General features: G+C 60.9%; 21 protein-coding genes and 1 tRNA gene. 9 read left to right on the top strand and 13 right to left on the bottom strand.

From position 1 onward, the window contains the following. Nucleotides 1-55: 55 nt before the first annotated feature. Together PQR40_RS11465 and PQR40_RS11460 are read left to right on the top strand one after the other, a co-directional pair. Complete coding sequence (locus tag PQR40_RS11465; protein ID WP_408236938.1) at nucleotides 56-433, top strand: thioredoxin family protein; 378 nt, start codon at nucleotides 56-58, stop codon at nucleotides 431-433. Between the two features lie 250 nt (nucleotides 434-683). After that, nucleotides 684-3362, top strand: coding sequence for a DNA topoisomerase III (locus PQR40_RS11460; RefSeq protein ID WP_408509031.1), 2679 nt, complete (start codon nucleotides 684-686; stop codon nucleotides 3360-3362). Nucleotides 3363-3508: 146 nt separating this feature from the next. On the opposite strand, the gene gvmR is transcribed toward PQR40_RS11460, so the two are convergent. Together gvmR and PQR40_RS11450 are read right to left on the bottom strand one after the other, a co-directional pair. Further along, nucleotides 3509-4609, bottom strand: coding sequence for a transcriptional regulator GvmR (gvmR, locus tag PQR40_RS11455; protein WP_408236944.1), 1101 nt, complete (start codon nucleotides 4607-4609; stop codon nucleotides 3509-3511). A 342-nt stretch (nucleotides 4610-4951) separates the two neighbouring features. Further along, nucleotides 4952-6820 (bottom strand): phosphoenolpyruvate carboxykinase (GTP), encoded by a 1869-nt coding sequence (locus PQR40_RS11450; protein WP_408509030.1) that lies wholly within the window; start codon nucleotides 6818-6820, stop codon nucleotides 4952-4954. A 376-nt stretch (nucleotides 6821-7196) separates the two neighbouring features. Between PQR40_RS11450 and PQR40_RS11445 the strand changes: the two genes are divergently transcribed. Next, nucleotides 7197-8210 carry a D-2-hydroxyacid dehydrogenase family protein gene (locus PQR40_RS11445; protein WP_408236950.1) on the top strand — a complete coding sequence of 338 codons (1014 nt, stop codon included), beginning with the start codon at nucleotides 7197-7199 and terminating at the stop codon, nucleotides 8208-8210. Nucleotides 8211-8349: 139 nt separating this feature from the next. Here the strand turns inward: PQR40_RS11445 and PQR40_RS11440 are convergent, their stop codons facing one another. Both PQR40_RS11440 and PQR40_RS11435 read right to left on the bottom strand, forming a co-directional pair. Next, entirely contained in the window at nucleotides 8350-9225 is an 876-nt protein-coding gene (locus PQR40_RS11440) for a patatin-like phospholipase family protein (RefSeq protein WP_408236953.1), read from the bottom strand. Nucleotides 9226-9276: 51 nt separating this feature from the next. After that, complete coding sequence (locus tag PQR40_RS11435; protein ID WP_408236956.1) at nucleotides 9277-9681, bottom strand: PaaI family thioesterase; 405 nt, start codon at nucleotides 9679-9681, stop codon at nucleotides 9277-9279. Between the two features lie 203 nt (nucleotides 9682-9884). Between PQR40_RS11435 and PQR40_RS11430 the strand changes: the two genes are divergently transcribed. From PQR40_RS11430 to PQR40_RS11420, 3 genes are all read left to right on the top strand, one after another. Further along, a tRNA-Lys gene (locus tag PQR40_RS11430) sits at nucleotides 9885-9960 on the top strand. 70 nt (nucleotides 9961-10030) lie between these two features. Further along, nucleotides 10031-10843, top strand: a complete 813-nt coding sequence (locus tag PQR40_RS11425; RefSeq protein ID WP_408509029.1) for a UPF0149 family protein — start codon at nucleotides 10031-10033, stop codon at nucleotides 10841-10843. A gap of 86 nt (nucleotides 10844-10929) precedes the next feature. Then, nucleotides 10930-11517, top strand: coding sequence for a LysE family translocator (locus PQR40_RS11420; RefSeq protein WP_408236962.1), 588 nt, complete (start codon nucleotides 10930-10932; stop codon nucleotides 11515-11517). 118 nt (nucleotides 11518-11635) lie between these two features. Here the strand turns inward: PQR40_RS11420 and PQR40_RS11415 are convergent, their stop codons facing one another. From PQR40_RS11415 to cadR, 6 genes are all read right to left on the bottom strand, one after another. Continuing rightward, entirely contained in the window at nucleotides 11636-12481 is an 846-nt protein-coding gene (locus PQR40_RS11415; RefSeq protein ID WP_408509028.1) for a helix-turn-helix transcriptional regulator, read from the bottom strand. A 78-nt stretch (nucleotides 12482-12559) separates the two neighbouring features. After that, nucleotides 12560-13354, bottom strand: coding sequence for an ABC transporter substrate-binding protein (locus PQR40_RS11410; RefSeq protein WP_408337313.1), 795 nt, complete (start codon nucleotides 13352-13354; stop codon nucleotides 12560-12562). A 200-nt stretch (nucleotides 13355-13554) separates the two neighbouring features. Next, complete coding sequence (locus PQR40_RS11405; protein WP_408509027.1) at nucleotides 13555-14709, bottom strand: pyridoxal phosphate-dependent aminotransferase; 1155 nt, start codon at nucleotides 14707-14709, stop codon at nucleotides 13555-13557. Nucleotides 14710-15075: 366 nt separating this feature from the next. After that, nucleotides 15076-16479 carry an ATP-dependent RNA helicase DbpA gene (gene dbpA / locus PQR40_RS11400; RefSeq protein ID WP_408236974.1) on the bottom strand — a complete coding sequence of 468 codons (1404 nt, stop codon included), beginning with the start codon at nucleotides 16477-16479 and terminating at the stop codon, nucleotides 15076-15078. A 53-nt stretch (nucleotides 16480-16532) separates the two neighbouring features. Next, nucleotides 16533-16733 carry a hypothetical protein gene (locus PQR40_RS11395; RefSeq protein WP_408236977.1) on the bottom strand — a complete coding sequence of 67 codons (201 nt, stop codon included), beginning with the start codon at nucleotides 16731-16733 and terminating at the stop codon, nucleotides 16533-16535. Between the two features lie 111 nt (nucleotides 16734-16844). Then, nucleotides 16845-17276 carry a Cd(II)/Pb(II)-responsive transcriptional regulator gene (cadR, locus tag PQR40_RS11390; RefSeq protein ID WP_408236979.1) on the bottom strand — a complete coding sequence of 144 codons (432 nt, stop codon included), beginning with the start codon at nucleotides 17274-17276 and terminating at the stop codon, nucleotides 16845-16847. Between the two features lie 80 nt (nucleotides 17277-17356). Between cadR and PQR40_RS11385 the strand changes: the two genes are divergently transcribed. After that, complete coding sequence (locus PQR40_RS11385; protein WP_408509026.1) at nucleotides 17357-19813, top strand: heavy metal translocating P-type ATPase; 2457 nt, start codon at nucleotides 17357-17359, stop codon at nucleotides 19811-19813. Between the two features lie 83 nt (nucleotides 19814-19896). Here the strand turns inward: PQR40_RS11385 and PQR40_RS11380 are convergent, their stop codons facing one another. Next, complete coding sequence (locus PQR40_RS11380) at nucleotides 19897-20940, bottom strand: helix-turn-helix domain-containing protein (RefSeq protein ID WP_408509025.1); 1044 nt, start codon at nucleotides 20938-20940, stop codon at nucleotides 19897-19899. 326 nt (nucleotides 20941-21266) lie between these two features. Here PQR40_RS11380 and adh point away from each other — a divergent pair, with 326 nt between their 5' ends. Together adh and PQR40_RS11370 are read left to right on the top strand one after the other, a co-directional pair. Then, complete coding sequence (gene adh, locus PQR40_RS11375; RefSeq protein WP_408337305.1) at nucleotides 21267-22787, top strand: aldehyde dehydrogenase; 1521 nt, start codon at nucleotides 21267-21269, stop codon at nucleotides 22785-22787. 74 nt (nucleotides 22788-22861) lie between these two features. Continuing rightward, entirely contained in the window at nucleotides 22862-23257 is a 396-nt protein-coding gene (locus PQR40_RS11370) for a DUF779 domain-containing protein (protein ID WP_408236991.1), read from the top strand. A 190-nt stretch (nucleotides 23258-23447) separates the two neighbouring features. Here the strand turns inward: PQR40_RS11370 and eutC are convergent, their stop codons facing one another. Beyond that, nucleotides 23448-24233, bottom strand: coding sequence for an ethanolamine ammonia-lyase subunit EutC (gene eutC / locus PQR40_RS11365; protein WP_408509024.1), 786 nt, complete (start codon nucleotides 24231-24233; stop codon nucleotides 23448-23450). Next, nucleotides 24230-25624 carry an ethanolamine ammonia-lyase subunit EutB gene (locus tag PQR40_RS11360; RefSeq protein WP_408509023.1) on the bottom strand — a complete coding sequence of 465 codons (1395 nt, stop codon included), beginning with the start codon at nucleotides 25622-25624 and terminating at the stop codon, nucleotides 24230-24232. The genes eutC and PQR40_RS11360 overlap by 4 nt, the downstream gene beginning before the upstream one ends. Nucleotides 25625-25661: the final 37 nt, after the last annotated feature.

Raw genomic sequence — 25661 nt, 5'->3', positions numbered from 1 at the left:
TCGGCCATGCTACATTCGCGCCAAAGCACCTGACAAAAGTACGCAAGGAACCACCATGCCCGCGCTGAATCTCGACACCGACCAAGACCGGATTGCCGAGCGCGTCAACGAACCCGATACGCTGTTCGTTGCCTGCCTGTGCGCGGAGTGGTGTGGGACTTGCCGTGAGTATCGGGATGCCTTCGACCGGCTGGCGGAAAGGCATCCGCATATCTGTTTCGCATGGATCGACATCGAAACCCATGCGGACCGCTTCGACGATCTGGATGTCGAAAATTTCCCGACCATCCTGATCGAAGACTCGGTAACGACACGTTTTTTTGGCACGGTTTTGCCACAGGCGGCGATTGTGGAGCGGATGTTGTCTGACCTGACGGCCGTGCCCGGCATCAGCGGCGCGCCCAAACTACGGCCCGCGCTGACCGCCGCGTGAATGTAGCCGCCAGCCGCTGAAGCTTACGGCACGGGCGTTGCGAGCGATACACGACGCGTTTTCCGCAGCTTGCCCAGTGACTCAGCGCGCAATTATCATGGCGCGCTTTTTATGGCACTTGACACGCCGCTCTCGCGCCGTGTGCTATAAAGCGGTCGTTATTGGGTCGCAAAGGTCGCAAACGAGGGTCGCGCTAGTTAAAAGCGCACTCAAGGCCATCAACCCGGATCTACCAACCTCACATCGAGTCATGTCCAAAGCACTGATCATCGCCGAAAAGCCTTCCGTCGCGAACGACATCGCGAAGGCTTTGGGCGGCTTTACCAAGCATGACGAATACTACGAAAGCGACGACTACGTCCTTTCCTCGGCAGTCGGCCACTTGCTGGAAATTGCCGCGCCCGAAGACTATGAAGTCAAACGCGGCAAGTGGAGTTTCGCCAACTTGCCCGTCATTCCGCCGCATTTCGATCTGAATCCGATCGCCAAGAGCGAGTCGCGCCTGAAGGTACTGACCAAGCTGCTCAAGCGCAAAGACGTAGATCGTCTGATCAACGCATGTGACGCAGGGCGCGAGGGCGAGCTGATTTTCCGCCTGATCGCGCAGCACGCGAAAGCCAAGCAACCGGTTCAGCGCCTGTGGCTTCAGTCGATGACGGCCGGCTCGATCCGCGACGGCTTTGCCCGTCTGCGCAGCGACGAAGAAATGCAGCCGCTCGCCGATGCGGCGCGTTGCCGTTCGGAAGCGGACTGGCTGGTCGGCATCAACGGCACGCGAGCCATGACCGCGTTCAACAGCAAGGGCGGCGGCTTTTTCCTGACCACGGTCGGGCGGGTGCAGACGCCGACGCTGTCGATCGTCGTCGAACGCGAAGAGAAGATTCGCCGCTTCGTGCCGCGCGATTACTGGGAAGTGAAGGCGGAGTTCGTCTGCGCGGCCGGTTTCTACGAAGGCCGCTGGTTCGATCCGCAATTCAAGCGCGACGAGTTCGATCCCGAAAAACGCGATTCGCGTCTGTGGGCACTGCCCGCCGCCGAAACGATCGTCGCCGCCTGCCGCGGCCAGATCGGCAAGGTGACCGAAGAATCAAAGCCGACCACGCAACTGTCGCCGGCGCTGTTCGACCTGACCAGCTTGCAGCGTGAAGCCAACGGCCGCTTTGGCTTTTCGGCGAAGAACACGCTCGGCCTCGCTCAGGCGCTGTACGAAAAGCACAAGGTGCTGACCTATCCCCGGACCGACGCGCGCGCGTTGCCGGAAGACTATATGGATACGGTCAAGGAAACGCTCGGCATGCTCAAGGAGAGCAACAACTATCTCCCGTATGCCAAGCAGGTGCTCGACAAAGGCTGGGTGAAGCCGAACAAGCGCATCTTCGACAATTCGAAGATCAGCGACCACTTCGCAATCATCCCGACGGCGCAAGCGCCAAAGAATCTGTCCGAACCGGAACAGAAGCTTTACGACCTCGTCGTGAAACGCTTCCTGTCGGTGTTCTTCCCAGCCGCCGAATACCGGGTGACAACGCGGATCACGGAAGTGGTCGGCCATCACTTCAAGACTGAAGGCAAGGTGCTGGTCGAACCGGGCTGGCTGCAGGTCTATGGCCGCGAAATCAGCGGCGAAGACGCAAACCTCGTGCCGGTGCAGAAGGACGAGAAGGTCAAGACGGACAAGATCGCCGCCCAGCAACTGGTAACGAAACCGCCCGCACGCTACAACGAAGCGACCTTGCTGTCGGCAATGGAAGGCGCAGGCAAACTGGTCGAAGACGACGAATTGCGCGAAGCCATGGCCGCCAAGGGGCTCGGCACGCCGGCCACGCGCGCCGCCATTATCGAAGGGCTGCTCGGCGAAAAGTATCTGATCCGCGAGGGCCGCGATCTGATTCCAACCGCCAAGGCATTCCAGCTGATGACGCTGCTACGCGGCCTCGGCGTAAAGGAATTGACTGCACCGGAATTGACCGGCGAATGGGAGTACAAGCTCTCGCAGATGGAGCGTGGCAACCTGCCGCGCGACGCGTTCATGCAGGAAATCGCCCGCATGACGCAGACCATCGTCAAGCGCGCGAAAGAGTACGATTCCGACACGATCCCGGGCGATTACGCGACGTTGCAAACGCCGTGTCCGAATTGCGGCGGCCAGGTGAAGGAAAACTACCGGCGCTTTGCCTGCTCGAAGTGTGAGTTTTCGATTTCGAAAATTCCGGGCGGACGCCAGTTCGAAATTCCGGAAGTTGAAGAGCTGTTGCAGAACAAGACGATCGGACCGCTGTCGGGTTTCCGCAGCAAGATGGGCCGCCCGTTCTCCGCGATCCTGAAGCTCTCGCTCGACGACGAGATCAAGAACTACAAGCTCGAGTTCGACTTCGGTCAGGACTCTGGCGGTGAAGATGGTGAACCGCCTGACTTCTCAGACCAACAATCGGTCGGCGCGTGTCCGAAGTGCAAGGCTCGCGTGTTCGAACACGGCATGAGCTATGTCTGCGAGAACTCGGTTGCAAATCCGAAGACTTGCGACTTCCGCTCGGGCAAGGTGATTCTGCAGCAGGAAATCGCGCGTGAGCAGATGGCGAAATTGCTCGAAGAAGGACGCACCGACCTGCTGACGAACTTTAAGTCGTCGCGCACCGGTCGTAACTTCAAGGCGTTCCTCGTCAAGCAGAACGACGGCAAGATCGGCTTCGAGTTCGAGAAGAAAGAGCCGTCAGCCAAGACAGCAGCGAAGACCGCCGCGGCAAAGGCGGCAGCCAAGGCAGCGCCGGAGTCGGACGACGAAGATGCACCGGTCGCATTGAAGGCGGCGCCGGCCGCCAAAAAGGTAGCGGCGAAGAAAGCGCCCGCTACGAAAACTGCGGCTGCGAAGACTGCTGCTGCCAAGAAGACGCCGGCCAAAAAAGCGGTAGCGCGCAAGACGGGCTCGTAAATCGGGCGGGCGACCGGAGGTATTCAGTTTCCGGCCTGCCTCACACCTGCCCAGAAAAAAGGCGCAGTCACTTCATGTGACTGCGCCTTTTTGTTTTGGACCTGGCTGCGCTTAGCTCAGCGCCGCCGGTGCCATCGCTCGCACGCTCAAAGCGGCGACAGAGCGGTGGGCCGTGGACGGTTCGTCGTCTTTGCCAAAGTCTTCGGCATCGGCGATAGCTCGCTATCCAGGAGCCGCGAGAGCGGCTCAGCGCCATCAAACGCTTCCGGCGGCATGTGATCCTCCGAATCGAGCGCCGCGGACGTGGCGGGCCTGCCAAGGCCGTCCTTGATCCACTGCTCGCCCAGCAGACTGTTCGGCGTCTGGCTGAAATGCTCGACCAGGTGATCGATGAACGTGCGCACCTTCGCCGGCAAGTGACGACGGCTTGGATACGCGATGTTGATCTCGACCTGCGGCAAACGGTAATCTCCGAGCAAACGCACGAGCCTGCCGCGCGTCATGTCGCGGCCGATCAGATAACTCGGCAAAATCGCGATGCCCATGCCGAGCAACGCGAACTGCCGCAGCATTTCCGTGTTGTTCGCCACGATCACGTTGGACGGACGCACGCGCACTTCCCCTTCCGGGCCCGTGAACACGCGCTCGTCGCCCCAATACTCGGACGGCAAGCTCAGGCACGGATGCTCCAGCAGATGCTCAGGACGCGTTGGCGTGCCGTGCTTCTCCAGATAGGCCGGCGTTGCGCACACCGTCATGCAGCCAGTAGTCAAACGGCGCGTGACGATGCTCGCGCTGCGCATTTGCCGCGCGATCACCACGCCTACGTCGAAGCCTTCTTCGACCAGATCGACTTGACGGTCGACCAGCGTGACATCGGGAATGACTTTCGGATAGCGCTCCGCGTACGTCTGCAGCACGGGCGCAAGGTTATGCAACCCAAACACCACCGGTGCGACTATTCGCAACGTGCCGACGGGTTCGTGATTGCGCGCGACCACCATCTGCTCGACGTCTTCCAGTTCGTCGAGAATCTGGCGCGCGCGCTCGAGATAAACCTGACCGGATTCGGTCAGGGACAAGCTGCGGGTTGTGCGATTGAGCAGCCGCGTACCAAGCCGGCCTTCGAGATCGGCAACGTGACGGGTAGCAACTGCGTTGGAAATATCCATCGCGCTCGCAGCGCGGGCAAAACTACCGAGATCCGCCACTTTGACGAAAACTCGCATCGACTGCAAATGATCCATGGGACAACTCCTGCCGTGTTACAGCTTCCTGACAATTAGTGAAAACCAGTGAAGCGAACTTGGAATTCTCCTACGACTCGCGAAATCGTGCAGAAGTTGCCCGCCAAAGCGGAAATATTGTCGATATTTGTGTCACTGTGCTCCCCAGTGTGGGGCACGGACCTCGATTGTTCCGACTAAAGCAACAATCTGCTGCACTGCAGCTTGCACTGTCTTTTTTGTTCGAACAGATGCAAAGGTCTCCCCGCCATTGTGAAATCAGAGAAAATCGCCGTGCAGGTCGGAGCGGGAAAGAAAAAACCGCCCGAAGGCGGCTTTTATGCGAAGTGAACACTCACCTCGTCAGGCAGCGAGTTTTCCTTCGAGCGCGAGTTTGGTCTGTTTCAAAGCCGGCGGCAGACCTTGCTGCAATGTGTCAAACAACTCGGCATGCAGCGCGAGTTCGTCGCGCCATGCCGCGTCGTCGACAGAAATCACCTGCTGGAATTGCTCGCGGCTGAAATTCAGGCCACTCCAGTCGATGTCTTCGTAGTGCGGCGACACGCCGAACGCATGTTCTTCACCTTCCGCGTGGCCTTCGATGCGCCCGACCATCCAGCTCAACACGCGCATATTCTCGCCGAAGCCCGGCCAGACGAACTTGCCGTCCGCACCCTTACGGAACCAGTTGACGCAAAAGATTTTCGGCAGCCTGGCGTTCAGTTTCTCGAGGCGCTCACCGGTTTTCAGCCAGTGCCCGAAATAGTCGCTCATGTTGTAGCCGCAGAACGGCAGCATCGCGAACGGGTCACGGCGCACCACGCCCTGCTGCCCTGCGGCGGCCGCGGTCGTTTCCGAGCCCATGGTCGCGGCCATGTACACGCCTTCGACCCAGTTGCGCGCTTCGGTGACGAGCGGCACGGTGGTTGAACGGCGGCCGCCGAAAATGAACGCGTCAATCGCGACGCCCGCCGGGTTTTCCCAGTCGGCATCGATCGACGGACATTGCGAAGCCGGCGCCGTGAAGCGCGCGTTCGGGTGCGCGGCCTTGCGCCCACTCTCTTTCGCGATCGCCGGCGTCCAGTCCTTGCCCTGCCAGTCGATCAGATGCGCGGGCGGTGCGTCGGTCATGCCCTCCCACCAGACGTCGCCGTCATCCGTCAGCGCGACGTTCGTGAAGATGACGTTTTCATTCAGCGTAGCCATCGCGTTGAAGTTGGTCTTTTCGCTCGTGCCTGGCGCGACGCCGAAATAACCCGCTTCCGGATTGATCGCGTACAGGCGGCCGTCCTTACCCGGCTTGATCCACGCAATATCGTCGCCGATCGTGGAAATTTTCCAGCCGTTCAGGCCTTCCGGCGGAATCAGCATCGCGAAATTGGTCTTGCCGCAAGCCGACGGAAACGCCGCCGCGACGTGATGCTTGTGTCCTTGCGGCGACGTCACGCCGAGAACCAGCATGTGTTCGGCGAGCCAGCCTTCGTCGCGACCCATGGTGGATGCGATACGTAGCGCGAAGCACTTCTTGCCGAGCAACGCATTGCCGCCATAGCCCGAGCCGTAGCTCCAGATTTCGCGCGATTCGGGGAAGTGGACAATGTATTTGGTGTCGTTGCACGGCCACGGTACGTCTTTCGCGCCCGCCGCGAGCGGCGCGCCGACCGAATGTACGCACGGCACGAATTCGCCGTCTTCGCCCAGTACCTCGTACACCTTGCGGCCCATGCGCGTCATGATGCGCATGTTGGTCACCACGTATGGGCTGTCGCTCAACTCGACGCCGATGTGCGCGATCGGCGAACCGAGCGGACCCATCGAGAATGGCACCACGTACATGGTGCGGCCACGCATCGAGCCATCGAACAGGCCGTCGAGCTTCGAGCGCATCTCAGCCGGTTCGATCCAGTTGTTGGTCGGCCCGGCATCTTCACGGCGCTTTGAGCAGATGAATGTGCGGTCTTCCACACGCGCCACGTCCGACGGATCAGACCATGCCAGATAAGAATTCGGACGTTTGGCGGGGTTCAGTTTCTTAAGGGTGCCGGCTTCGACCATCTGAGCGCACAGGCGGTCGTATTCCTCCTGTGAACCGTCGCACCAGACGATCTGATCGGGCTTGGTCATGGCGGCAACGCGCTGGACCCAGTCGACCAGTTTCCGGTTTTTGACCCACGCGGGCGCTCCTGCAGACGCCTCGATGGTGGGCTGTCCTTCGAATGAGGGATGATTCATCGACCTGTCTCCGTTTTGAAAGCAATAGAAAAACGGTACAAGCCCAGTGACGCTGCATGCGAGAGGCGTTCAATTCTTCGCGACGACATTCCTACAAGCCGACGCACAATTGTGCAGGTCATCACGGGCCACACAGCGTGTTGCATGGAGGCATCCGCGGACAGTTGTCTGCAACCGTCTGTAAAGCGGCTTGCCTCAACACGCAACAAACTGTTAAAAACGATGTCAATCTGCCTTGCAGTGGCGCTGCCGTTCTATGCGGCAGCTTCTACATTAAGGCATTCAGTCATACCATCATGTGACCTGGGTCACATGATGGGACAGTCAGCATAACACTCCGTTCCGCACCGCTATGGTGCGTCGCAAGACACATACCATGAAGATTGCCATCCTCGACGATTACCAGGACGCTGTCCGCAAGCTCGATTGCTTTCAACTGCTTGCCGACCATGAGGTCAAGGTTTTCAACAACACCGTCCGCGGTCTCGGGCAACTGGCGAGCCGTCTTTCCGAAGTCGACGCTCTCGTCCTGATTCGCGAACGCACCCGTATCAGCTCGCAACTGCTCGACAAGTTGCCGCATTTGCGCATGATCAGTCAGACCGGCAAAGTTTCCAGCCATATCGATCTGGCCGCCTGTACCGAGCGCGGCATTGCCGTGCTGGAAGGCAGCGGCTCGCCGACCGCACCGGCCGAACTGACCTGGGCCCTCATCATGGCGGCTCAACGGCGGATTCCGCAATACGTAGCAAACCTTAAGCAAGGGGCCTGGCAGCAATCCGGTTTGAAGACGTCGGCACTGCCGCCGAACTTCGGTCTGGGTCAGGTGTTGCGCGGTCAGACGCTGGGAATTTGGGGTTACGGCAAGATCGGACGGCTGCTTGCGGGATACGGCAAGGCGTTTGGCATGAACGTGCTGATCTGGGGCCGCGAGCATTCGCGCGAAGCCGCGCGCGCGGAGGGATATAGCGTGGCCGAGAGCCGCGAGGCGCTGTTCGAGCAGAGCGACGTGTTGTCGTTGCACCTGCGTCTGCATGACGACACGCGCGGCATCGTCAAGGAGGAAGACCTGATGCGGATGAAGCCGACCGCATTACTCGTGAACACGAGCCGGGCCGAACTGCTCGACGAAAACGCCCTGGTGAACGCGCTGTCGCACAACCGTCCGGGGATGGTCGCGATCGATGTCTATGAGAGCGAGCCGATTCTGCAGGGCTACAGCCTGCTGCGCATGGAGAACGTGATCTGCACGCCGCACATCGGCTACGTGGAGCGCGAGAGCTACGAGTTGTATTTCACCGCGGCATTCCAGAACATTCTGGCTTTCGACGCCGGCGATACCTCCAGTACAGCGAATCCGGAAGCGTTGCAGGGCGGGCGTCGGCGGTAATCTGTGGCGTTGGTTAAGCGACCGCGTTAATCCCTCGCGGTTGTTTCGGCTTCAATCTGCGCGCCGATCTGGTTGGCGCATGGCCTGCGAGCCACGCAACGCTTTTAGAAGCCGCGCCGCCCCGTTAGTCACATTCACCTCAGCGCGCTTCGTGCGCGCCGGCTTCCAGCAGATCGGGCATGCGTTCCAGAAAGACCTCACCATCGGCACGGCCGAGGTTGTACGCGTGCACCATCTGCGATGGGCTCGTGTAATCCCAACTCGAAATCGGCACCTTGCGCGACGGCTGCACGTAGAGCCGTTGCTGCACGCCATGCGGCACGACGAACATCTGCGGTCGCGGATAAAGACGCGTGACCATCACCAGCACATTGCCAGGTGCATCGGCGTCGAGCGCGCCGACCGGCACGTTGTCGACCATTCCGCCATCCAGCACCGGCCGCCCATTGCGCCGCAAAACCGGCGTGAACGGCGGCGTACTCGACGATTGCAGAATCAGATCGGCGAGATCCTCGACCGTCGCGCAATCCTGCGCGCGAACGAATTCCGGATGAAAACCGAGCGTCTGACCGAGCGTCGGATGCAGCGTCTTGCGCACGTACTTCTCGATGTTGTACGCAATCAGGCCCGCGGCGACGGCGCTTCGCGCGCCAAGCCAGCGTGGCAGGTGCGATACGCCGATGCGGATTTCTGGCGCGTCGGCGAGCGTCGAGAACTTGTCGCCGTAGATGTCGAGCAGCGCCTGCCGGTAGATCCGGTAATGTGGAAACACCGATTCGCCACGCAGCAGATTGCCCCAGTACGCGTTGCGGGTGTTGTGACGCAGTGCTTCTTCGTAATAGCGCATGACCCAGTCGGAATCGCGCGTGTAGAGCATGCACGCGGTGGCCGCGCCGGCCGAAATGCTGGTGATGACACGCGGCCGGATATCCAGCGCCGGCTGCGCCACGTCCCAGAACCCCGCCTGCCACCAGCAGCGATTGCCACCGCCGGCGAATACGACCTGATCGAACATCTTGGCTTTTTCCTCTATTGCGGCTTGCGAACCAACTTCAAGTCTCGGGTTTCAGTCGAGCAGCGCGTAGGTGGTGGTGGCGTGGACCGCCATGTTGCCGGCTTCGTCGAATAATTCGACTTCGCCAAACACGAGATTGCGGCCCATGCGCAGCACGCGCGCGGTGATCAGCACGTCGCCGTTGCGGACCGCACGCATGAAACTGATGTTGAGCGACACCGTGCTCATCGGCTTGAAACCGCCGAGCGCAGCCGAAATCGCGACGATCATTGCCGTGTCGGCGGCCGCCATAAAGACCTGCCCGCAGATCACGCCGCCCGAGTGGCGCAGCCCGCCGGAGAATGGCAGGCGCAAAGTCGCACTCTCTTCGTCGACCTTGACCGGGGTCAGCGTGAGCGAGCGGACCCAAGGCGCGAGGATGCGGTCGAGCAGCTCGATAATTTCTTTGTCATCCATGGCGGTCCCCGGTCGAAAGCCGCGCGACGCTTCGCGCGGCAGATGTCCGCGACATGATACCGGGACGGTGAGCCCCGCGCCTTTCCGGTGTTTGACGGCAGGCAGATCGGGCTTTGGGTCGCCTCCCTGCCCAGATTTTTTAAGAAATCTGCTAAAGGGGGTTGGCAATCCTGGAAAGTTTCGGCATAATTTCGCTTCTGTTTGGGGCGTTAGCTCAGCTGGTAGAGCAGCGGACTCTTAATCCGTAGGTCGACAGTTCGAATCTGTCACGCCCCACCAAAGATTCAACAAAAAGCCCGGTCCTTGCGACTGGGCTTTTTGCTTTGTGCCTTTGCGGCACGGGTGCCATATGGGCACGCCGACTCCGCATCTCCCGCATGCCATCGGGACCCACGATTCGAAGCGCCGGAGCCTCACCATGCCCAAATCAAAACTCGCCCCCGCCGATCTGGCCAACCCGCTCTCCGAAGAAGAGTTCGACGAACTCGATGAGTTTCTGATTTCCGATCTGACCTCAGAAGAGACGCTGACGATCGAGGGGCTCGACGGTTATCTGACCGCGATGGCCATCGGGCCGACTACCGTACCGCCCAGCTACTGGCTGCCGGGTGTCTGGGGCCCGAGCGAGAGTGACGCGCCTGCGTTCGAAACAATGGATCAGGCGCAGCACATTCTCGGACTGATCTTGCGGAACATGAACGGCATCATTACCTGCCTGGAAGATGCCCCCGATGAGTTCGAACCGGTGTTTGGTTTCAGCCGAGTTGACGACAGTGAACGCGAATACATCGACGGCGAAGCGTGGGCTTTCGGCTTCATGCAGGGCCTCGCTGTAGTTCGGGCAGATTGGCAAGCGCTGTTCGATAGCGAGCAGGGTCGGGCATGGCTGGATCCGCTACACCTGATGGGCTCCGAGGAGCTGACGCCGGAAGAGGCGCAGTTGGTCGACACGCCAGAACAGCGTGAAGCCCTCACCAAGCAGATTCCCGCCAGCATCGCCGCGATCTATCGCTTCTGGCTCCCCCACCGTCAGGCCGTCCACGAGCAGAAGCTCGCCGCGATGCAGCGCACCGAACCCAAGGTGGGACGCAACGACCCGTGTCCTTGCGGCAGCGGCAAGAAATTCAAGAAGTGCTGCGGCGACGCGGCGACGCTTCACTGAAAGTCATTTCCTTCAATACACCCCACCCCACTGCCCGATACCGTTGAGCGTCGCAAATCCTGCGCACTCACGTATCGAGGCATCAGATGACCGTTTTACTCTCCATGGCCGCCTTCGCATTGGCCTCGTCGATTTCTCCCGGGCCGGTCAATGTCGTCGCGCTGAGTGCCGGCGCACAACATGGATTCACTGCGAGCATGCGGCATGTGACCGGCGCAACCGTCGGATTCACGTTGTTGCTGCTGCTCATCGGCCTGGGTCTGCATGAGTTGCTCGCGCATTTCCCCAATCTGATCAACATCGTCAAATGGGCCGGCGTCGGGTTTCTGCTTTACATGGCCTACAAACTCGCCATCGATGACGGCAAGCTCGGCGCGGACAAACCCACTCGCGGGCCATCGTTCGCATACGGCGCGGCGATGCAGTGGCTTAATCCGAAAGCATGGCTCGCGTCATTAGCCGGCATGGGCGCCTACGCGGCCGATGGCGGCGGCCGGCTCGTCTGGCAATTCACCGTCGTGTACTTTGTGGTTTGCTATCTGTCGATTGCCTGCTGGGCGTATGCCGGCACGTTCCTGCGTCGATACCTGCAGGAGCCCAAGCGCGTGAGGTTTTTCAATCGTGCGATGGCGGCTTTGCTCGCGGCCAGCGCGCTGTATCTGCTGATCGCGTGACGCGCGCAGCAGGACGCGCTCAAGAGGCGCAACCGCTACTTCAGCTACATTGCCCGACGCCATCGTCAGCAGTTGTTTGACGGTCGAGTGAAAATGCGCCTGGTCGGCAGAGCCAGGCTCAACTCCGATACTGCCCCGGCGTCGCCGCGACCAGCCGCTTGAAGGTCCGCTGCAAATGCGCCTGATCGGCAAAGCCCGCATCGAGCGCGACGTCCGCTATCGGGTAGCCGCGCCGCAGTTGTGCGCGGCTGTACTGAATGCGTCGGTTGATCAGATACGCGTGCGGCGTCATGCCATGACGCTGCTTGAACGCGCGGATCAAGTGCGAGGCGGAAAGCCCAGCCGCCTCGCAGACATCCTCCAGCTTCAGCGGACGCGTGCAGTTTTCAGCGATGAATTCCGCGGCTCGCGCGAGTTGTCCGCTTGCGTCATCATCCGGCAAGGACGCCGGATTCAGCTTCTGTTGTACTTCCGAGAAGAAAGTTAGCGCGGCGCTTTCCTTGCGCATGAGCTCGCTGTCGTCGTCGACGAGGACCGCGTAAAGACGGTTCAAACCGTCGAACAACGCCGGGTCCGCCGTCATGGTCTGCGAGAAAGCGCGAAACGCGTGGTTGTCGCTAAAACCCAGGTCGTGTTGCAGACCCGTGAGCCAATCAACCTCCACATGCAGCATCCGATACGACCAGCGCTCGTCGGCGACCGGGTTACACGCGTGCACGTCGTCCGGATTCATCATCACGACTGCCCCGGCGCCGATCCATTCACTCGCGTGACGATTCACGTACACGCTATGCCCGCCGGTAACGGCGCCGATCGAAAACGTCTCGTGCGAGTGTTTGGCATAGCAGACTTCGCGGCCGTCTTGGATAGAACGCGCCTCGATGAACGGCAACGCTTCATCGCGCCAGAACTTCGGCGCTGCAGCGGTCACCGCTGAATCACTGCAGTCATTCGTCCCGCTCATCGTGTGCTCCTCGGTCATGCGCCTTATCCTACCGCAACGCTGGACCCGCCGAACACAGCCCGTAACACGATCAATAAGTTACTTCGCCGTCACATCGATATTGCCGAGATACTTCGCCGCCAGCGTCTTCACCGTGCCGTCGGCCTGAACCTTCGCAATCGCCGCGTTCAGCTGGTCACGCAGTGCGGTGTCGCCCTTGCGAATCCCGTACGCAATGCCGCTGCCGAGGATCTTGTCATCGCGCACCGGCTGACCGACGAACGCGTAGTCCTTGCCGCTAGGCTTCGACAGAAAACCCGTCTGTCCAGCCGGCGCCAGAACGAGCGTTGCGTCGAGTCGACCCGCGACCAGATCCGTATAAACCTGGTTCTGGTCCTGATACGGCACGACGGTGACGCCCGCCGGTTCCCAATGCGCCTTTGCAAAGGTTTCCTGAATCGACGCCTGCAACACACCGACGCGTTTGCCCTTCAACGAAGCCGGCGTGGGCAGCAAACCGCTGTCGTGTTTCGCAATCAACTGCGTCGGCACGCGATACACGACGGTCGTGAAATCGATCGCCTGACGGCGCTGTTCGGTGGCGTTCATCGCCGAATTGATTGCGTCGAACTTGCGACCCTGTAGCGCCGGAATCAGGCCGTCGAATGAGGTTTCAACCCATTTGCACGTCATATGCGCAGCAACGCAGACGGCATTGCCGACGTCGATGTCGAGACCCTGCAGTTCACCGTTCGGCCCTTTCGATTCGAACGGTGGATACTGCGCCTCGAGTCCAAAACGCAGCGTTGCGGGTTCGGCAGCGATCGCGACAGACGATGCGGCAATCGACGCGACTGCGCAGGCCAGCGCCAATAGAGGCTTGAGCAACTTCATAACAGGTCCCTTTTCCTTCGATATTGTTGTAACGCAGCATGCAGCGCACCGATGCATAAGGACGTACGACGTAACGACGCGACGATCATACTGCGATCAAAAATGCTGCCGGTTCACGCCGCCGTTGATCTGATCGCGTCTCTCTGCGATCAGGTCAGGTCTTCATGCGTTCGCCGGGAAAAACTCGCACAACCGGCGAATCAGATTTCGCACAAACGCCGCGCACCTTCGATCAAGGTCGCGTCGTCCTTCGAAAAGCTCAGGCGGATCAAGCCGGAATCCGTGCCGTCGGTATAGAACGCCGACAGCGGAATCGTCGCGACGCGCGCATCGCGAATCAGGCGCAGCACGAAATCGCTATCGCTTTCCTCGGAGAAACCGCGAAAACGCGCAAGCATGAAGAAGCTGCCTTCGCTCGGCAACAACTCGAAGCGCGACTCGCGCAGCGCATGCGCGAGCAGATCGCGCTTCTTCTGATAGAACGCGGACAGGCCGAGATAGCTCTCGCGATTGGCCAATGCATCGACAAACGCGTACTGCATCGGCGTATCGGCGGAAAACACCATGAACTGATGGACTTTGCGAATCTCGTCCATCAGCGCGGCGGGCGCGAGGCAATAGCCGATGCGCCAACCGGTTACGTGATACGACTTACCAAACGACGACACGATCACGCTGCGCTCCGCAAGTTCGGAATCGCACGCCATGCTCTGATGTTTGGCGCCGTCGAACACAACGTGTTCGTAGACTTCGTCGGCGAGAATCACGATGTCGGTGTTTCGCGTCACGGCCTTCAGACGCGCGATATCGGCCTCGCTGAACACCGTCGCGGTCGGGTTGTGCGGCGTATTGATGATGATCATGCGCGTCTTCGGCGTGATCGCGGCAGCGACCTCGTCCCAGTCCACGCGGAAATCGCTCAATGAAAGTTTGATCGGGATCGGCGTTGCGCCTTGCAGGCGAACGATCGGGCCGTAGCTGTCGAATGACGGTTCGAAGTAAATGACTTCGTCGCCCGGGTGTACCAAGGCGCTGATCGTCGAATACAGGCCTTCGCTGGCGCTGGCGATCACGGTGACTTCGCTCGACGGGTCGTAGCGCACGCCGTACAGCGTCTCGACCTTGTCGGCGAGCGCTTCGCGCAGAGCGGCGATGCCGGCCATCGGCGCGTACTGGTTATGACCGGCGCGCATGGCTTGCGCGACACCGTCGATCAGTTTCGCGTCCGGCGCGAAATTCGGCGCACCTTGCGACAGGTTCAGCGCATCGTGTTGCGCGGCCAGTTGGCCGATCACGGTAAAAATCGTCGTGCCTACGTCAGGCAGTTTCGAGCGGGCTTGCATGGCGCTCTGCATAAGGCTTTCTCCCTTTCTCCATCCGGCAGCGGATTCGCGGACTGCCCACTGCGCGGCGGTCCCATCCGGTTCGATGATTAGGCATCAGCCAAAGAACGGTCACAATCGAAACTTTGTCATGCGCGGCATGCGTTTACGTCATGGCTCGCGCAATGCCGTGCTGGAGCAGGCTAAGGCAATGAAATCGGGGGTTTAGCGGAAGAAAGGCAGCTGTGCGGGAAGCGCGGAAAACAGCCGAGGTATGACGTAATGTGATGCGCGACGGCGATGCGGAGTTGTGATTCGCTGCGGTGATACTCAGCGGTGATGCAGGCCAACCCGGCTGCGACTGGGCGGTCGCAGCCGTCAAAGCAAACTAGTCAGCGATCACGCGTCGTCCATCATGCGGACTTTGACCTTCTTGCCCTTCACCTTGCCGCCACTGAGCTTGCGCAATGCGTCGCGCGCGACGCTGCGCTCCACGGCCACATAGGTCGACATTTCGGTCACGTTGATCTTGCCGATCTGCGAACCGGCGAAACCTGCTTCGCCGGTCAGCGCGCCAAGCACATCGCCCGGACGGATCTTTTCCTTGCGGCCACCGAGAATCTGCAGCGTTTCCATCGGCGGCAGCAGCCGCTCGTTACTCGCGGGCTTGAGATCGGCCAGCTTGTGCCACTCGACTTCACGCTTCTGCGCCTGTTCGAGACTGCCCACGCGGCCCATCTCGTTCATGCTGGCGAGACTGAGCGCCCAGCCTTCCTGATCGGCGCGGCCCGTGCGGCCGATGCGGTGCACGTGCACTTCCGGATCCGGCGTCACGTCGACGTTGATCACCGCTTCGAGCTCCGCGATGTCCAGACCGCGCGAGGCGACATCGGTGGCAACCAGCACCGAGCAACTGCGGTTCGCGAACTGGATCAGCACCTGATCGCGTTCACGCTGATCGAGTTCGCCATGCAGCGCGAGCGCATGAAAACCCTGCGCGCGCAGCACGTCGAGCAGATCGCGGCATTGCTGCTTGGTGTTGCAAAACGCCAGTGTGCTCACCGGACGATAGTGGTTCAGCAACAGACCGACGGCATGCAAACGCTGGTCTTCGGTCACTTCATAGAAGCGCTGACGAATCTTGGTGTTGTCGTGCCGCTCGGCGAGCTTCACTTCCTTCGGATTACGCAGGAATTGCTGGCTGAGTTTGACGATGCCTTCGGGGTACGTCGCCGAGAACAGCAACGTTTGACGCTCTTTCGGGCATTGCTTCACGACCGTCGCGATATCGTCGAAGAAACCCATGTCGAGCATGCGATCGGCTTCATCGAGTACCAGCGTGTTGAGCCCCTGCAAGGGCAGACTGCCGCGCTCGAGGTGATCCATGATCCGGCCCGGCGTGCCGACCACGATGTGCGCACCGTGTTCGAGGCTGGCGGTTTGCGGACGCATCGGCGTGCCGCCGCACAACGTCAGCACCTTGATGTTTTCTTCGGCACGCGCCAGACGGCGGATTTCCTGCGTGACCTGGTCGGCGAGTTCGCGCGTCGGGCACAGCACCATCGCCTGCACGGCGAAGTTGCGCACGTCGAGGCGGTTGAGCAGCGCCAGCGAAAACGCCGCGGTCTTGCCGCTGCCGGTTTTCGCCTGGGCGATCAGATCGTTGCCGGCCAGCGCGATCGGCAAACTCGCTGCCTGAATCGGCGTCATCTCGACATAGCCGAGCTGCGTCAGATTGGCGAGCGTCGCGGGGGGGAGCGGTAGCTGGCTAAACGGCGCGCCGGCTGGTGTGGGACTGTTCATAGGGTGGTGGCTCGCTATCGACTGAAGGGGCTGAAGAGACTGAAGACCAGCAACTAATCGGCCATGGGGCCGGTTGCGGGACGGCCTTCGATCTGCTCGTACAGCACTGATCCATCTTCCGCGTCGAAGCGTTCGACGTAATTGCGCGCGCCGCACATCGGGCAACGGAACAGAAGCCCCTGCCCTTCATTCTTGATGACGACGTCCGACATCTCCCACTGCTCGCCGCAGGGCTGATTTCTACAGGTAAACACGTTGATTCTCCAACTGGATTCGATTGTTTATTGAGTGGGCCGGATAAATGGTCCAGCCGTGAATGCTGTCACTGCCGTGGTCAGCGCCGCCGCCAATACCGGCGCAGCGCTTCAACCCAGATGCGTATGCCGCACACGCGCTGCGCCGACGTCCATTTCGGTGAGGCCCTGGACGATGCCGCAGTCTTCAACGGCCTGTTCGCCGTGGCATTGCTCGCGCAGCGTGGTGAGTTGCACTTTCAGCTGCTTCAATTCGTCGATACGCGTATCGACGTGCGCAATGTGCTCGTCGATCAGGGCATTGATGCCGCCGCAGCCGTCCGCCGGCGCGTCCGTCAGACGCAGCAACGCACGGATTTCGTCGTGGGTCATATCGAGCGCACGGCAATTGCGGATGAAGCGCAGGCGCTCGACGTGCCTCACCGAATAGCTGCGGTAATTCGCCTCGGTGCGCTCCGCTTCGGGCAACAGGCCCTCTTTTTCGTAGAAACGGATGGTTTCGGTCGTGCAATGGGCGATTTTCGCCAGTTCGCCGATTTTCATGGACCCTCCGGATTGCGGCCTTGACCTTGTAGTGGCTTCAAGGTGTTTACTAGACCACAAATCGAACCAGGAAGCCACCCATGCCTCACGCGAACCAAGCCGAAGCAGACCGTCCGGAACAGGCCAAAGCCTGTGCCCACGGGCACGAAGGGCATGCTCACGAGCGTGCCGATGAAAACGCCGATGGTCATGGTCATAGCGAATCCTGCAGTCACGACCACGAAGCGCGCGGTCAGGACCCAGACCACGAGCACGCTGAAAGCTGCAACCATGGCCCCAAAGCGCACGCTCAAGCACACCGCGAAAGCTGCGGTCACGAGCATGAAGCGCGCGACCACCGCCGTGAACACGCCCACGGTCACGCCGAAGCAGGCTGCTGCGGAACGGCGCACGCGGCAGCCGCGCCGGTCAAGCTCCCGCAATCCGAAGCTGTCGGCAGCGACGTGCGTACCGCGATCCGCATCATGCAGATGGACTGTCCGACCGAAGAAGCGCTGATCCGCAAGAAATTCAGCCGCATGCCGAGCGTGCGCAGCATGGACTTCAACCTGATGCAGCGCGTGTTGACCGTCGTCCACGCGCCGGACGCCCTCGACTCGATCCTCGCCGCGATCCGTTCGCTCGGCTTCACGCCTGAACTGGCAGACGCGAACCCGGACACCGCCGCCGCCCCTCATGCACCGCCCAAGCCGTGGTGGCCGCTGGCGCTCGCCGGCCTTGCTGCGGTGGGCTCAGAGGCCGCGGGCTGGCTTGGCGCCCCCGTCTGGCTGGCAGCGGGTCTGGCGATCCTGGCGATCGCCTCCTGCGGCCTCACGACGTACAGAAAGGGCTGGGTTGCGATCCGCAACGGCAATCTGAACATCAACGCCCTGATGAGCATTGCGGTGACTGGCGCGCTGATCCTGCAGCAGTGGCCGGAAGCCGCGATGGTGATGGTGCTCTTCACGATCGCCGAACTGATCGAAGCGAAATCGCTCGACCGCGCCCGCAATGCCATCCAGGGGCTGATGCAGCTCACGCCCGAACAGGCCAGCGTGCAGCAAGCCGACGGCAGCTGGCGGCCCACGGACCTCAAGGCGATCTCGCTCGGCGCGGTAGTACGCGTGAAGCCGGGTGAGCGGATCGCGCTTGACGGCGAAATCGTCGCGGGCCGCTCGAGCGTCGATCAGGCGCCGATCACTGGCGAAAGCCTGCCGGTCGACAAGACCTTGGGCGACGCGGTGTTTGCCGGCACGATCAACCAGGCCGGCTCGTTCGACTATCGCGTCACCGCTGCGGCCAGCAATACGACGCTCGCGCGCATCATTCACGCGGTCGAAGAAGCACAAGGCACCAAAGCGCCGACGCAGCGTTTCGTCGATCAGTTCGCGCGCATCTATACGCCGATCGTGTTCGCTGCCGCACTCGCCGTGGCGGTGTTGCCGCCGCTGCTCTTTGGCGGACAGTGGCACGAATGGGTCTACAAGGCGCTCGTGATGCTGGTGATCGCCTGTCCTTGCGCACTGGTGATCTCGACGCCGGTGACGATTGTCAGCGGCCTAGCCGCTGCCGCCCGCAAAGGCATCCTGATCAAAGGCGGCGCCTACCTCGAGCAGGGTCGCAAGCTAAGCTGGCTCGCGCTCGACAAGACCGGCACGATCACGCACGGCAAGCCGGTGCAAACCGAGTTCGAAATACTGGCCGAGGTCGACGTCGTTCATTGCAGGACACTCGCGGCGGGCCTTGCGGGTCGCTCGGACCATCCCGTGTCGATGGCGATTGCGGCCGCGGCGAAAAACGAAAGCGTCGCGAGTGCCACGGTCGAGGCGTTCGAGGCATTGGCGGGCCGCGGCGTGCGCGGCGAAATCGACGGCTCGCCGTATTGGCTCGGCAATCATCGGCTGGTCGAAGAGCTCGGCCGCTGCTCGACGTCGCTCGAGGCGCGCCTGGATGCGCTCGAGGGGCAAGGCAAAACCGTCGTAATGCTGGTGGATGCCGAACGCGTGCTCGCGCTGTTCGCTGTCGCCGATACGGTGAAGGACACGAGCCGCGCCGCCATCGCCGATTTAGAGCGCCTCGGCGTGCGTGCCGCCATGCTCACCGGCGACAACCCGCACACGGCTGCTGCGATCGCGCAGCAGGTCGGCATCGACGAAGCACGCGGCAATCAGTTGCCCGAAGACAAGCTGAACGCGGTGGCGCAGTGGTCGCAGGAAGGCGCGACGGTGGGCATGGTTGGCGACGGCATCAACGACGCCCCCGCGCTGGCGCGTGCCGACATCGGCTTCGCGATGGGCGCGATGGGCACCGACACCGCGATCGAAACCGCCGACGTCGCGTTGATGGATGACGATCTGCGCAAGATTCCGCAGTTCATCCGTCTGTCGAAGGCGACGCATTCGGTGCTGGTACAGAACATCACGCTGGCGCTGGGCATCAAGAGCGTCTTCCTCGTGCTGACGATGATGGGCTTGGGCACGATGTGGATGGCCGTGTTCGCCGACGTGGGCGCGAGCCTGCTGGTGGTGGCGAATGGCTTGCGGCTGTTGCGCAAATAAGTGCGTGCGGGGCCGCCGCCTGCAAACAGCAGGCCGCCGGCCAGCGTACTTTGTACCAGCAATGCGCAACGCGCCGCACGATCCTAGTGAGCGAACGAACGATTCCCCGTCACCTGATGAGCGCCGATCGCGGCCTTCAACGTATCGGAAGGCCGCATGCCGAACAGCTTCCGGTAATCGGTCGCAAACTGGCTCAAATGCCAGAAGCCCCACGCCGCCGCAACATCCTGCACCGAGCGTGTTTCGTGCGACGCATTGCACAGATCGCGTCGCGCGCCATTCAGGCGAATCGTGCGCAGATACGTGGCAGGCGCCATCCCGAGCACGTCCTGAAAGCAGTATTGCAACGTGCGCCGGCTCACATGCAGGCGCTCGCACAACTCCGGCACGTTGATCGCGCGGTCGCGATTGGCCAGCACATACTCGCGCGCTTCCGACACGATCGACTGACGACGCCCACGCGCAGGCATCGCCACCTGCTCCGCGGCAGGCAACGCGCCCACATCGAATAGTGAAGCCAGCACCGACGCCTGCAAATTGTTGCGTGCGAACGAGGACAGCGGGGTGCTGCTCGCAGCGCCGTCGTTGAGAAGTTGCCGCAACGATGCGCACAAGCGATCTTTGCGCGCCGTGCCGATCGACACGACTTCCGTGTTCGGCAGACGATCGGCCAGACCGATGCGCTCCACTTCAGCGGCGTAACGGCGCAGCACTTCACCCTTCACCACCACGCCGAAAATCTCGTAGCCCGCTGAGGTCAGCAATTCGAATTCGATCCCGCCCGGACGAAATGCGAGCGCATCCCCAGCGATCACCTGCGCATCGATACGCCCCGAACCTTCGCGGCAAGCCGGAATACCGAACCAGTAAGCATCCTTCTGCACTTCGCAGGTCTGCCGCAGCGTGTGGCTGGTCGTTTCGACGAACACCTGCATGTGATCGAGGCACAACTCCGTCAAGCCGCCGACAAACCGGCCTGCGGTCAGCTGGTCGTAGGTCTGGTGCCAGCCGTGGAGGTTGCGCGCCTGCTCGTCCGCGTCGTAGGCGACGCAGGTCTGCACGCAAAAGCTCGGCTGTTGTGCGTGCGTCGGTGCTGTCAGGCTCTGATTCTGGAATTCAATCGTCATACCGGATCTACGAAAACGGAATATCGAAGCGGGAAAGGAAGGCAATTCCCATGCCGAACGGATTCTTCGCTTACTTTGCTTTGATCTCACCAGCAGGTGCGCACGCCCTGTTCAATTCCTGAACAGCGCTGCGCACGCTGGTCAGAAACGAAACGCTCATCCACCGGCAAGGTGAACAGTGCCACGCGCCATGCCGCGCAAAGTGCCCGCTGCGCGTGCGCGGCTCACCAGCGCGGTGCATTGGCACGGTTCTGGCTCTAGCCTCTCGCGGCCAAGCGAAATATCGCGCCGAATATAGCCCATTCAAACATGTGAGGAGCACACAGATGAATCACGCAGAGATGCAGTTTCTGACCACCGAATTCCCGTACAAAAAGCAGTATGCGAATTTCATCGGCGGCGAATGGGTAAAACCAGTGGGTGGCGAGTACTTCGACAACGTGTCGCCAATCACCGGTGAGGCGTTCACGTCGATCCCGCGTTCGCGCGAAGCCGATATCGAACTCGCGCTCGACGCCGCGCATCGTGCGAAGGCAGCGTGGGGCAAGACCTCCGCCGCCGATCGCGCGAACGTCCTGAACCGTATCGCCGACCGGATGGAAGCGAATCTGCAGCGCATCGCCGTGGCTGAAACGATCGACAACGGCAAACCGCTGCGTGAAACGATGGCGGCCGATATCCCGCTAGCCATCGATCATTTCCGTTATTTCGCCGGTGCCGTGCGTGCGCAGGAAGGTGGGATCTCCGAGATCGACCACGACACCGTCGCGTATCACTTTCACGAACCGCTCGGCGTGGTCGGCCAGATCATTCCGTGGAATTTCCCGATCCTGATGGCGGTATGGAAGCTCGCACCTGCATTGGCTGCCGGCAATTGCGTCGTGCTGAAGCCGGCCGAGCAAACTCCCGCTTCGATTCTCGTGCTGCTCGAACTGATCCACGATTTGCTGCCGCCGGGCGTGCTGAACGTGGTGAACGGTTTCGGCCTCGAAGCCGGCAAACCGCTCGCATCGAGCAAGCGCATCGCGAAGATCGCTTTCACCGGCGAGACGACGACGGGCCGCCTGATCATGCAGTACGCGAGCCAGAACATCATTCCCGTGACGCTCGAACTCGGCGGCAAGAGCCCGAACATTTTCTTTGCCGACGTGATGAACGAGGACGACAGCTATTTCGACAAGGCGCTCGAAGGCTTCACGATGTTCGCGCTGAATCAGGGCGAGGTGTGCACGTGTCCGTCGCGTGTGCTGATCGACGAAAAAATTTACGACCGCTTCATGGAACGCGCATTGAAGCGTGTGGCCGCGATCACGCAAGGCCATCCGCTTGATACGAAGACGATGATCGGCGCACAAGCCTCGCAGGAACAGTTGGAAAAAATCCTCTCGTACGTCGACCTCGGCAAGCAGGAAGGTGCCGAATGTCTGATTGGTGGTGAACGCAATGCGCTCGGCGGCGAACTGAGCAAGGGCTACTATGTGAAGCCGACCGTATTCCGCGGCCACAACAAGATGCGCATTTTTCAGGAAGAAATCTTCGGACCGGTTGTTTCCGTAACGACCTTCAAGAACGAAGAGGAAGCGCTCGAGATCGCCAACGATACGCTCTACGGTCTGGGCGCCGGTGTATGGACACGCGACGGTACGCGCGCCTATCGCTTCGGCCGGCAAATCCAGGCGGGCCGTGTGTGGACCAACTGCTATCACGCGTATCCGGCACACGCTGCGTTCGGTGGCTATAAGCAATCGGGCATCGGCCGCGAAAATCACAAAATGATGCTCGATCACTATCAGCAGACCAAGAACCTGCTCGTCAGCTATAGCGATAAGCCGCTCGGTTTCTTCTGAGCGTTACGAGGAGCTGGCGATTCTGTTCGAGCGGGCCGCTTCGCGCGGCTCGCTTTTTTCAGCGAGGGCATGTGATGGCTGATGAGAAGGAAGTGGCCCGTGTGATTGCCACGCCGGCTGCGGTCGATTTGATCGATAAGCTATGCGCCGAGCACGGGGCTGTGCTGTTTCACCAATCCGGTGGATGCTGCGACGGCAGCGCGCCGATGATGTTTCCTCAGAGTGAGTTCATGGTCGGCTCGTCCGACGTGAAACTCGGCACGATTGCCAGCGTGCCGTTCTACATGAGCGAATCGCAGTTTGAATACTGGCAGCACACGCAGTTGATTATCGACGTGGTGCCGGGCAATGGCGGGATGTTTTCTTTGGAACGGCCGAGCGGCTTGCGTTTTCTCACACGCTCGCGACTGTTCGCGGACGATGAAAACGCGTGGCTCGAAACGCATCCGGTGGAACGGGCGGATGCTTAAGTGGCGTTTTTATGTCGCGCGTGAGGTCGAATTGTTGCTGACTGCGAGCGTGATCGTTAGCATCACGTCTCTAGTTTGAATCGCGGCCGACTGCTGGCGTTCCCGGCGCGCTCTCTTGTCAGCCGTGCGTGTCTAATTCTAATCGCCGCCGACGGCAAGTTTTGCCGGCGCATTCACCAGCGGCGCGCGTCTAATTCGAATCGTCATTGACTGCGGGTGGTGTCAGCGGACTTGCCAGCAGCGTGTCGCTGTCGTCCTTCAGGCCGACACCGGTGAGACCCAAGCGCTTTGCATGCGTTAGCAGATAGTGCAACTTGTGTGCGGCGGACTCGTAGTTAAGACCTTCAGGACGCACGTTGGAAATGCAGTTACGTTGCGCATCGCTGCAGCCCACTTTGGGCGCATAAGTCAGGTAGATACCGAGACTATCGGGCGAACTCAAACCTGGTCGCTCGCCGATCAGCATCACCACCAGTTTGGCATTGAGCAGTTCGCCGATTTCGTCACCGAGCGCGACGCGAGCCTGACGTGCAACCACCACCGGGCCGATCTTCCATTCGGCCAGGCGTGGAATGACAGCTTGCAGCAGCGGGATCGATTGCTTCGACGCAGCGAATGCAGAGAGACCATCGGCGATGACGAAAACCACTTCAGGCGAATCGTTCTTGAGTTGACCAAGCGCAGCGCGGCTCTCATCGCTTAAGCGCCTGCCGAGATCAGGCCGCCGCAAATAATGTTCGCGATCAGGCGCGGCACTATGCACATCCAGTGTGCTGAAACTTTGTGCGCGCAGTTGTTCGTGCAGCACGTCCGTATCGAGCGGATGATGCACGGCGTCGCGCGCTTGCGCATGCGACAGGTTGAACGCCAGCAACGGCGCCGTCGGCAAACTATTGCCTGCGCGGCCCAACGCGATGCGCGCGTTAGTGAACTGTCGCAGCGCGTTCCATGGATTCTTTTCGAGGAAGTCGCTCATGCGATACCCATCCAATCGCGCGCGCCTTCCAGCAGCGGTTGTTGTGTCGACGCACTCAGCAATGCGCCGCGTGCGTCGGTGATCTGCATCGACTCCAGCCACTCTTCGAATTCCGGCGCACGGCGCAGGCCGAGCACGTCGCGCACGTAAAGCGCGTCATGGAAGGAGGTACTTTGATAGTTGAGCATCACGTCGTCCGCGCCCGGAATGCCCATGATGAAATTGATGCCTGCCACACCGAGTAGCGTAAGCAGGTTGTCCATGTCGTCCTGATCGGCTTCGGCGTGATTCGTGTAGCAGATGTCGCAGCCCATCGGCACGCCGAGCAGCTTGCCGCAGAAGTGGTCTTCGAGACCCGCACGGGTGATCTGCTTGCCGTCGTACAGATACTCGGGGCCGATGAAACCGACCACCGTGTTGACCAGGAACGGATTGAATTTACGCGCGACGGCATAGGCGCGCACTTCGCATGTCTGTTGATCGACGCCGAAATGCGCATCGGCCGACAACGCGCTGCCCTGCCCGGTTTCGAAATACATCAGGTTATTGCCGACGGTGCCGCGTTTCAGCGACAGCCCCGCTTCATACGCTTCCTGCAGCAGCGCAAGCGAAATACCGAAACCCGCGTTCGCCTTCTCCGTACCTGCAATCGACTGAAACACCAGATCGACCGGCGCACCTTTTTCGATGGCGGCAATCGTGTTCGTGACATGGGTCAGCACACACGATTGCGTCGGCACCTGATAGCGCAGGCGGAAATCGTCGATCATCAGCAACAGCTTGGTGATCGCGGCGAGATTGTCGCTGGCGGGGTTGATGCCGATCATCGCGTCGCCGCAGCCGTACATCAGGCCGTCGAGCATTGACGCGGCGATACCTTTGACGTCGTCGGTTGGATGATTCGGTTGCAGGCGCACCGACATGCGGCCGGGCAAGCCAACCGTATTGCGAAACCGTGTGATCACCGGACGTTTGCGCGCCGCCGTGATCAGATCCTGATTGCGCATCAGCTTCGAGACCGCAGCAACCATCTCCGGTGTGAGCCCGGCGGTAATACGCGTGAGCGCATCCGCATCGGTCGTGCTGCTCAGCAGCCAGTTGCGGAAATCGCCCACCGTGAGATGCGAGATCTCAGCGAACGCTTCCGGCGAGTGATCGTCGATCACCAAACGCGTGACCTCGTCGCTTTCGTACGGAATTAGCGCTTCGTTGAGAAACGTGCGCAAAGGCACCTGCGCGAGCGCCATCTTGGCCGCGACGCGCTCTTCTTCGCTCGCCGCCGCGACGCCCGCGAGCTGGTCGCCTGAACGTTGCGGGCTGGCTTTCGCCATTAACGTTTTCAGATCGGCGAAACGATACGTGCGGCTGCCGATTGTCTCGGTGTAGCTCATTTTACGACTCCATCGCCGCTGCTTGCGCAGCGGCTCG

The organism is Paraburkholderia sediminicola, assembly GCF_046026855.1.
Taxonomy (GTDB): domain Bacteria; phylum Pseudomonadota; class Gammaproteobacteria; order Burkholderiales; family Burkholderiaceae; genus Paraburkholderia; species Paraburkholderia sediminicola_A.
Note: the sequence above shows the minus strand (reverse complement) of the source record. Positions and strands in the feature narration are given on the sequence as shown.

Bases quoted from the DNA above. Each gene is read 5' to 3' on its own strand.
- PQR40_RS11465 (WP_408236938.1), top strand. From the start codon at position 56: ATGCCCGCGCTGAATCTCGACACCGACCAAGACCGGATTGCCGAGCGC.
- PQR40_RS11460 (WP_408509031.1), top strand. From the start codon at position 684: ATGTCCAAAGCACTGATCATCGCCGAAAAGCCTTCCGTCGCGAACGAC.
- gvmR (WP_408236944.1), bottom strand. From the start codon at position 4,609: ATGGATCATTTGCAGTCGATGCGAGTTTTCGTCAAAGTGGCGGATCTC.
- PQR40_RS11450 (WP_408509030.1), bottom strand. From the start codon at position 6,820: ATGAATCATCCCTCATTCGAAGGACAGCCCACCATCGAGGCGTCTGCA.
- PQR40_RS11445 (WP_408236950.1), top strand. From the start codon at position 7,197: ATGAAGATTGCCATCCTCGACGATTACCAGGACGCTGTCCGCAAGCTC.
- PQR40_RS11440 (WP_408236953.1), bottom strand. From the start codon at position 9,225: ATGTTCGATCAGGTCGTATTCGCCGGCGGTGGCAATCGCTGCTGGTGG.
- PQR40_RS11435 (WP_408236956.1), bottom strand. From the start codon at position 9,681: ATGGATGACAAAGAAATTATCGAGCTGCTCGACCGCATCCTCGCGCCT.
- PQR40_RS11425 (WP_408509029.1), top strand. From the start codon at position 10,031: ATGGGCACGCCGACTCCGCATCTCCCGCATGCCATCGGGACCCACGAT.
- PQR40_RS11420 (WP_408236962.1), top strand. From the start codon at position 10,930: ATGACCGTTTTACTCTCCATGGCCGCCTTCGCATTGGCCTCGTCGATT.
- PQR40_RS11415 (WP_408509028.1), bottom strand. From the start codon at position 12,481: ATGAGCGGGACGAATGACTGCAGTGATTCAGCGGTGACCGCTGCAGCG.
- PQR40_RS11410 (WP_408337313.1), bottom strand. From the start codon at position 13,354: ATGAAGTTGCTCAAGCCTCTATTGGCGCTGGCCTGCGCAGTCGCGTCG.
- PQR40_RS11405 (WP_408509027.1), bottom strand. From the start codon at position 14,709: ATGCAGAGCGCCATGCAAGCCCGCTCGAAACTGCCTGACGTAGGCACG.
- dbpA (WP_408236974.1), bottom strand. From the start codon at position 16,479: ATGAACAGTCCCACACCAGCCGGCGCGCCGTTTAGCCAGCTACCGCTC.
- cadR (WP_408236979.1), bottom strand. From the start codon at position 17,276: ATGAAAATCGGCGAACTGGCGAAAATCGCCCATTGCACGACCGAAACC.
- PQR40_RS11385 (WP_408509026.1), top strand. From the start codon at position 17,357: ATGCCTCACGCGAACCAAGCCGAAGCAGACCGTCCGGAACAGGCCAAA.
- PQR40_RS11380 (WP_408509025.1), bottom strand. From the start codon at position 20,940: ATGACGATTGAATTCCAGAATCAGAGCCTGACAGCACCGACGCACGCA.
- adh (WP_408337305.1), top strand. From the start codon at position 21,267: ATGAATCACGCAGAGATGCAGTTTCTGACCACCGAATTCCCGTACAAA.
- PQR40_RS11370 (WP_408236991.1), top strand. From the start codon at position 22,862: ATGGCTGATGAGAAGGAAGTGGCCCGTGTGATTGCCACGCCGGCTGCG.
- eutC (WP_408509024.1), bottom strand. From the start codon at position 24,233: ATGAGCGACTTCCTCGAAAAGAATCCATGGAACGCGCTGCGACAGTTC.
- PQR40_RS11360 (WP_408509023.1), bottom strand. From the start codon at position 25,624: ATGAGCTACACCGAGACAATCGGCAGCCGCACGTATCGTTTCGCCGAT.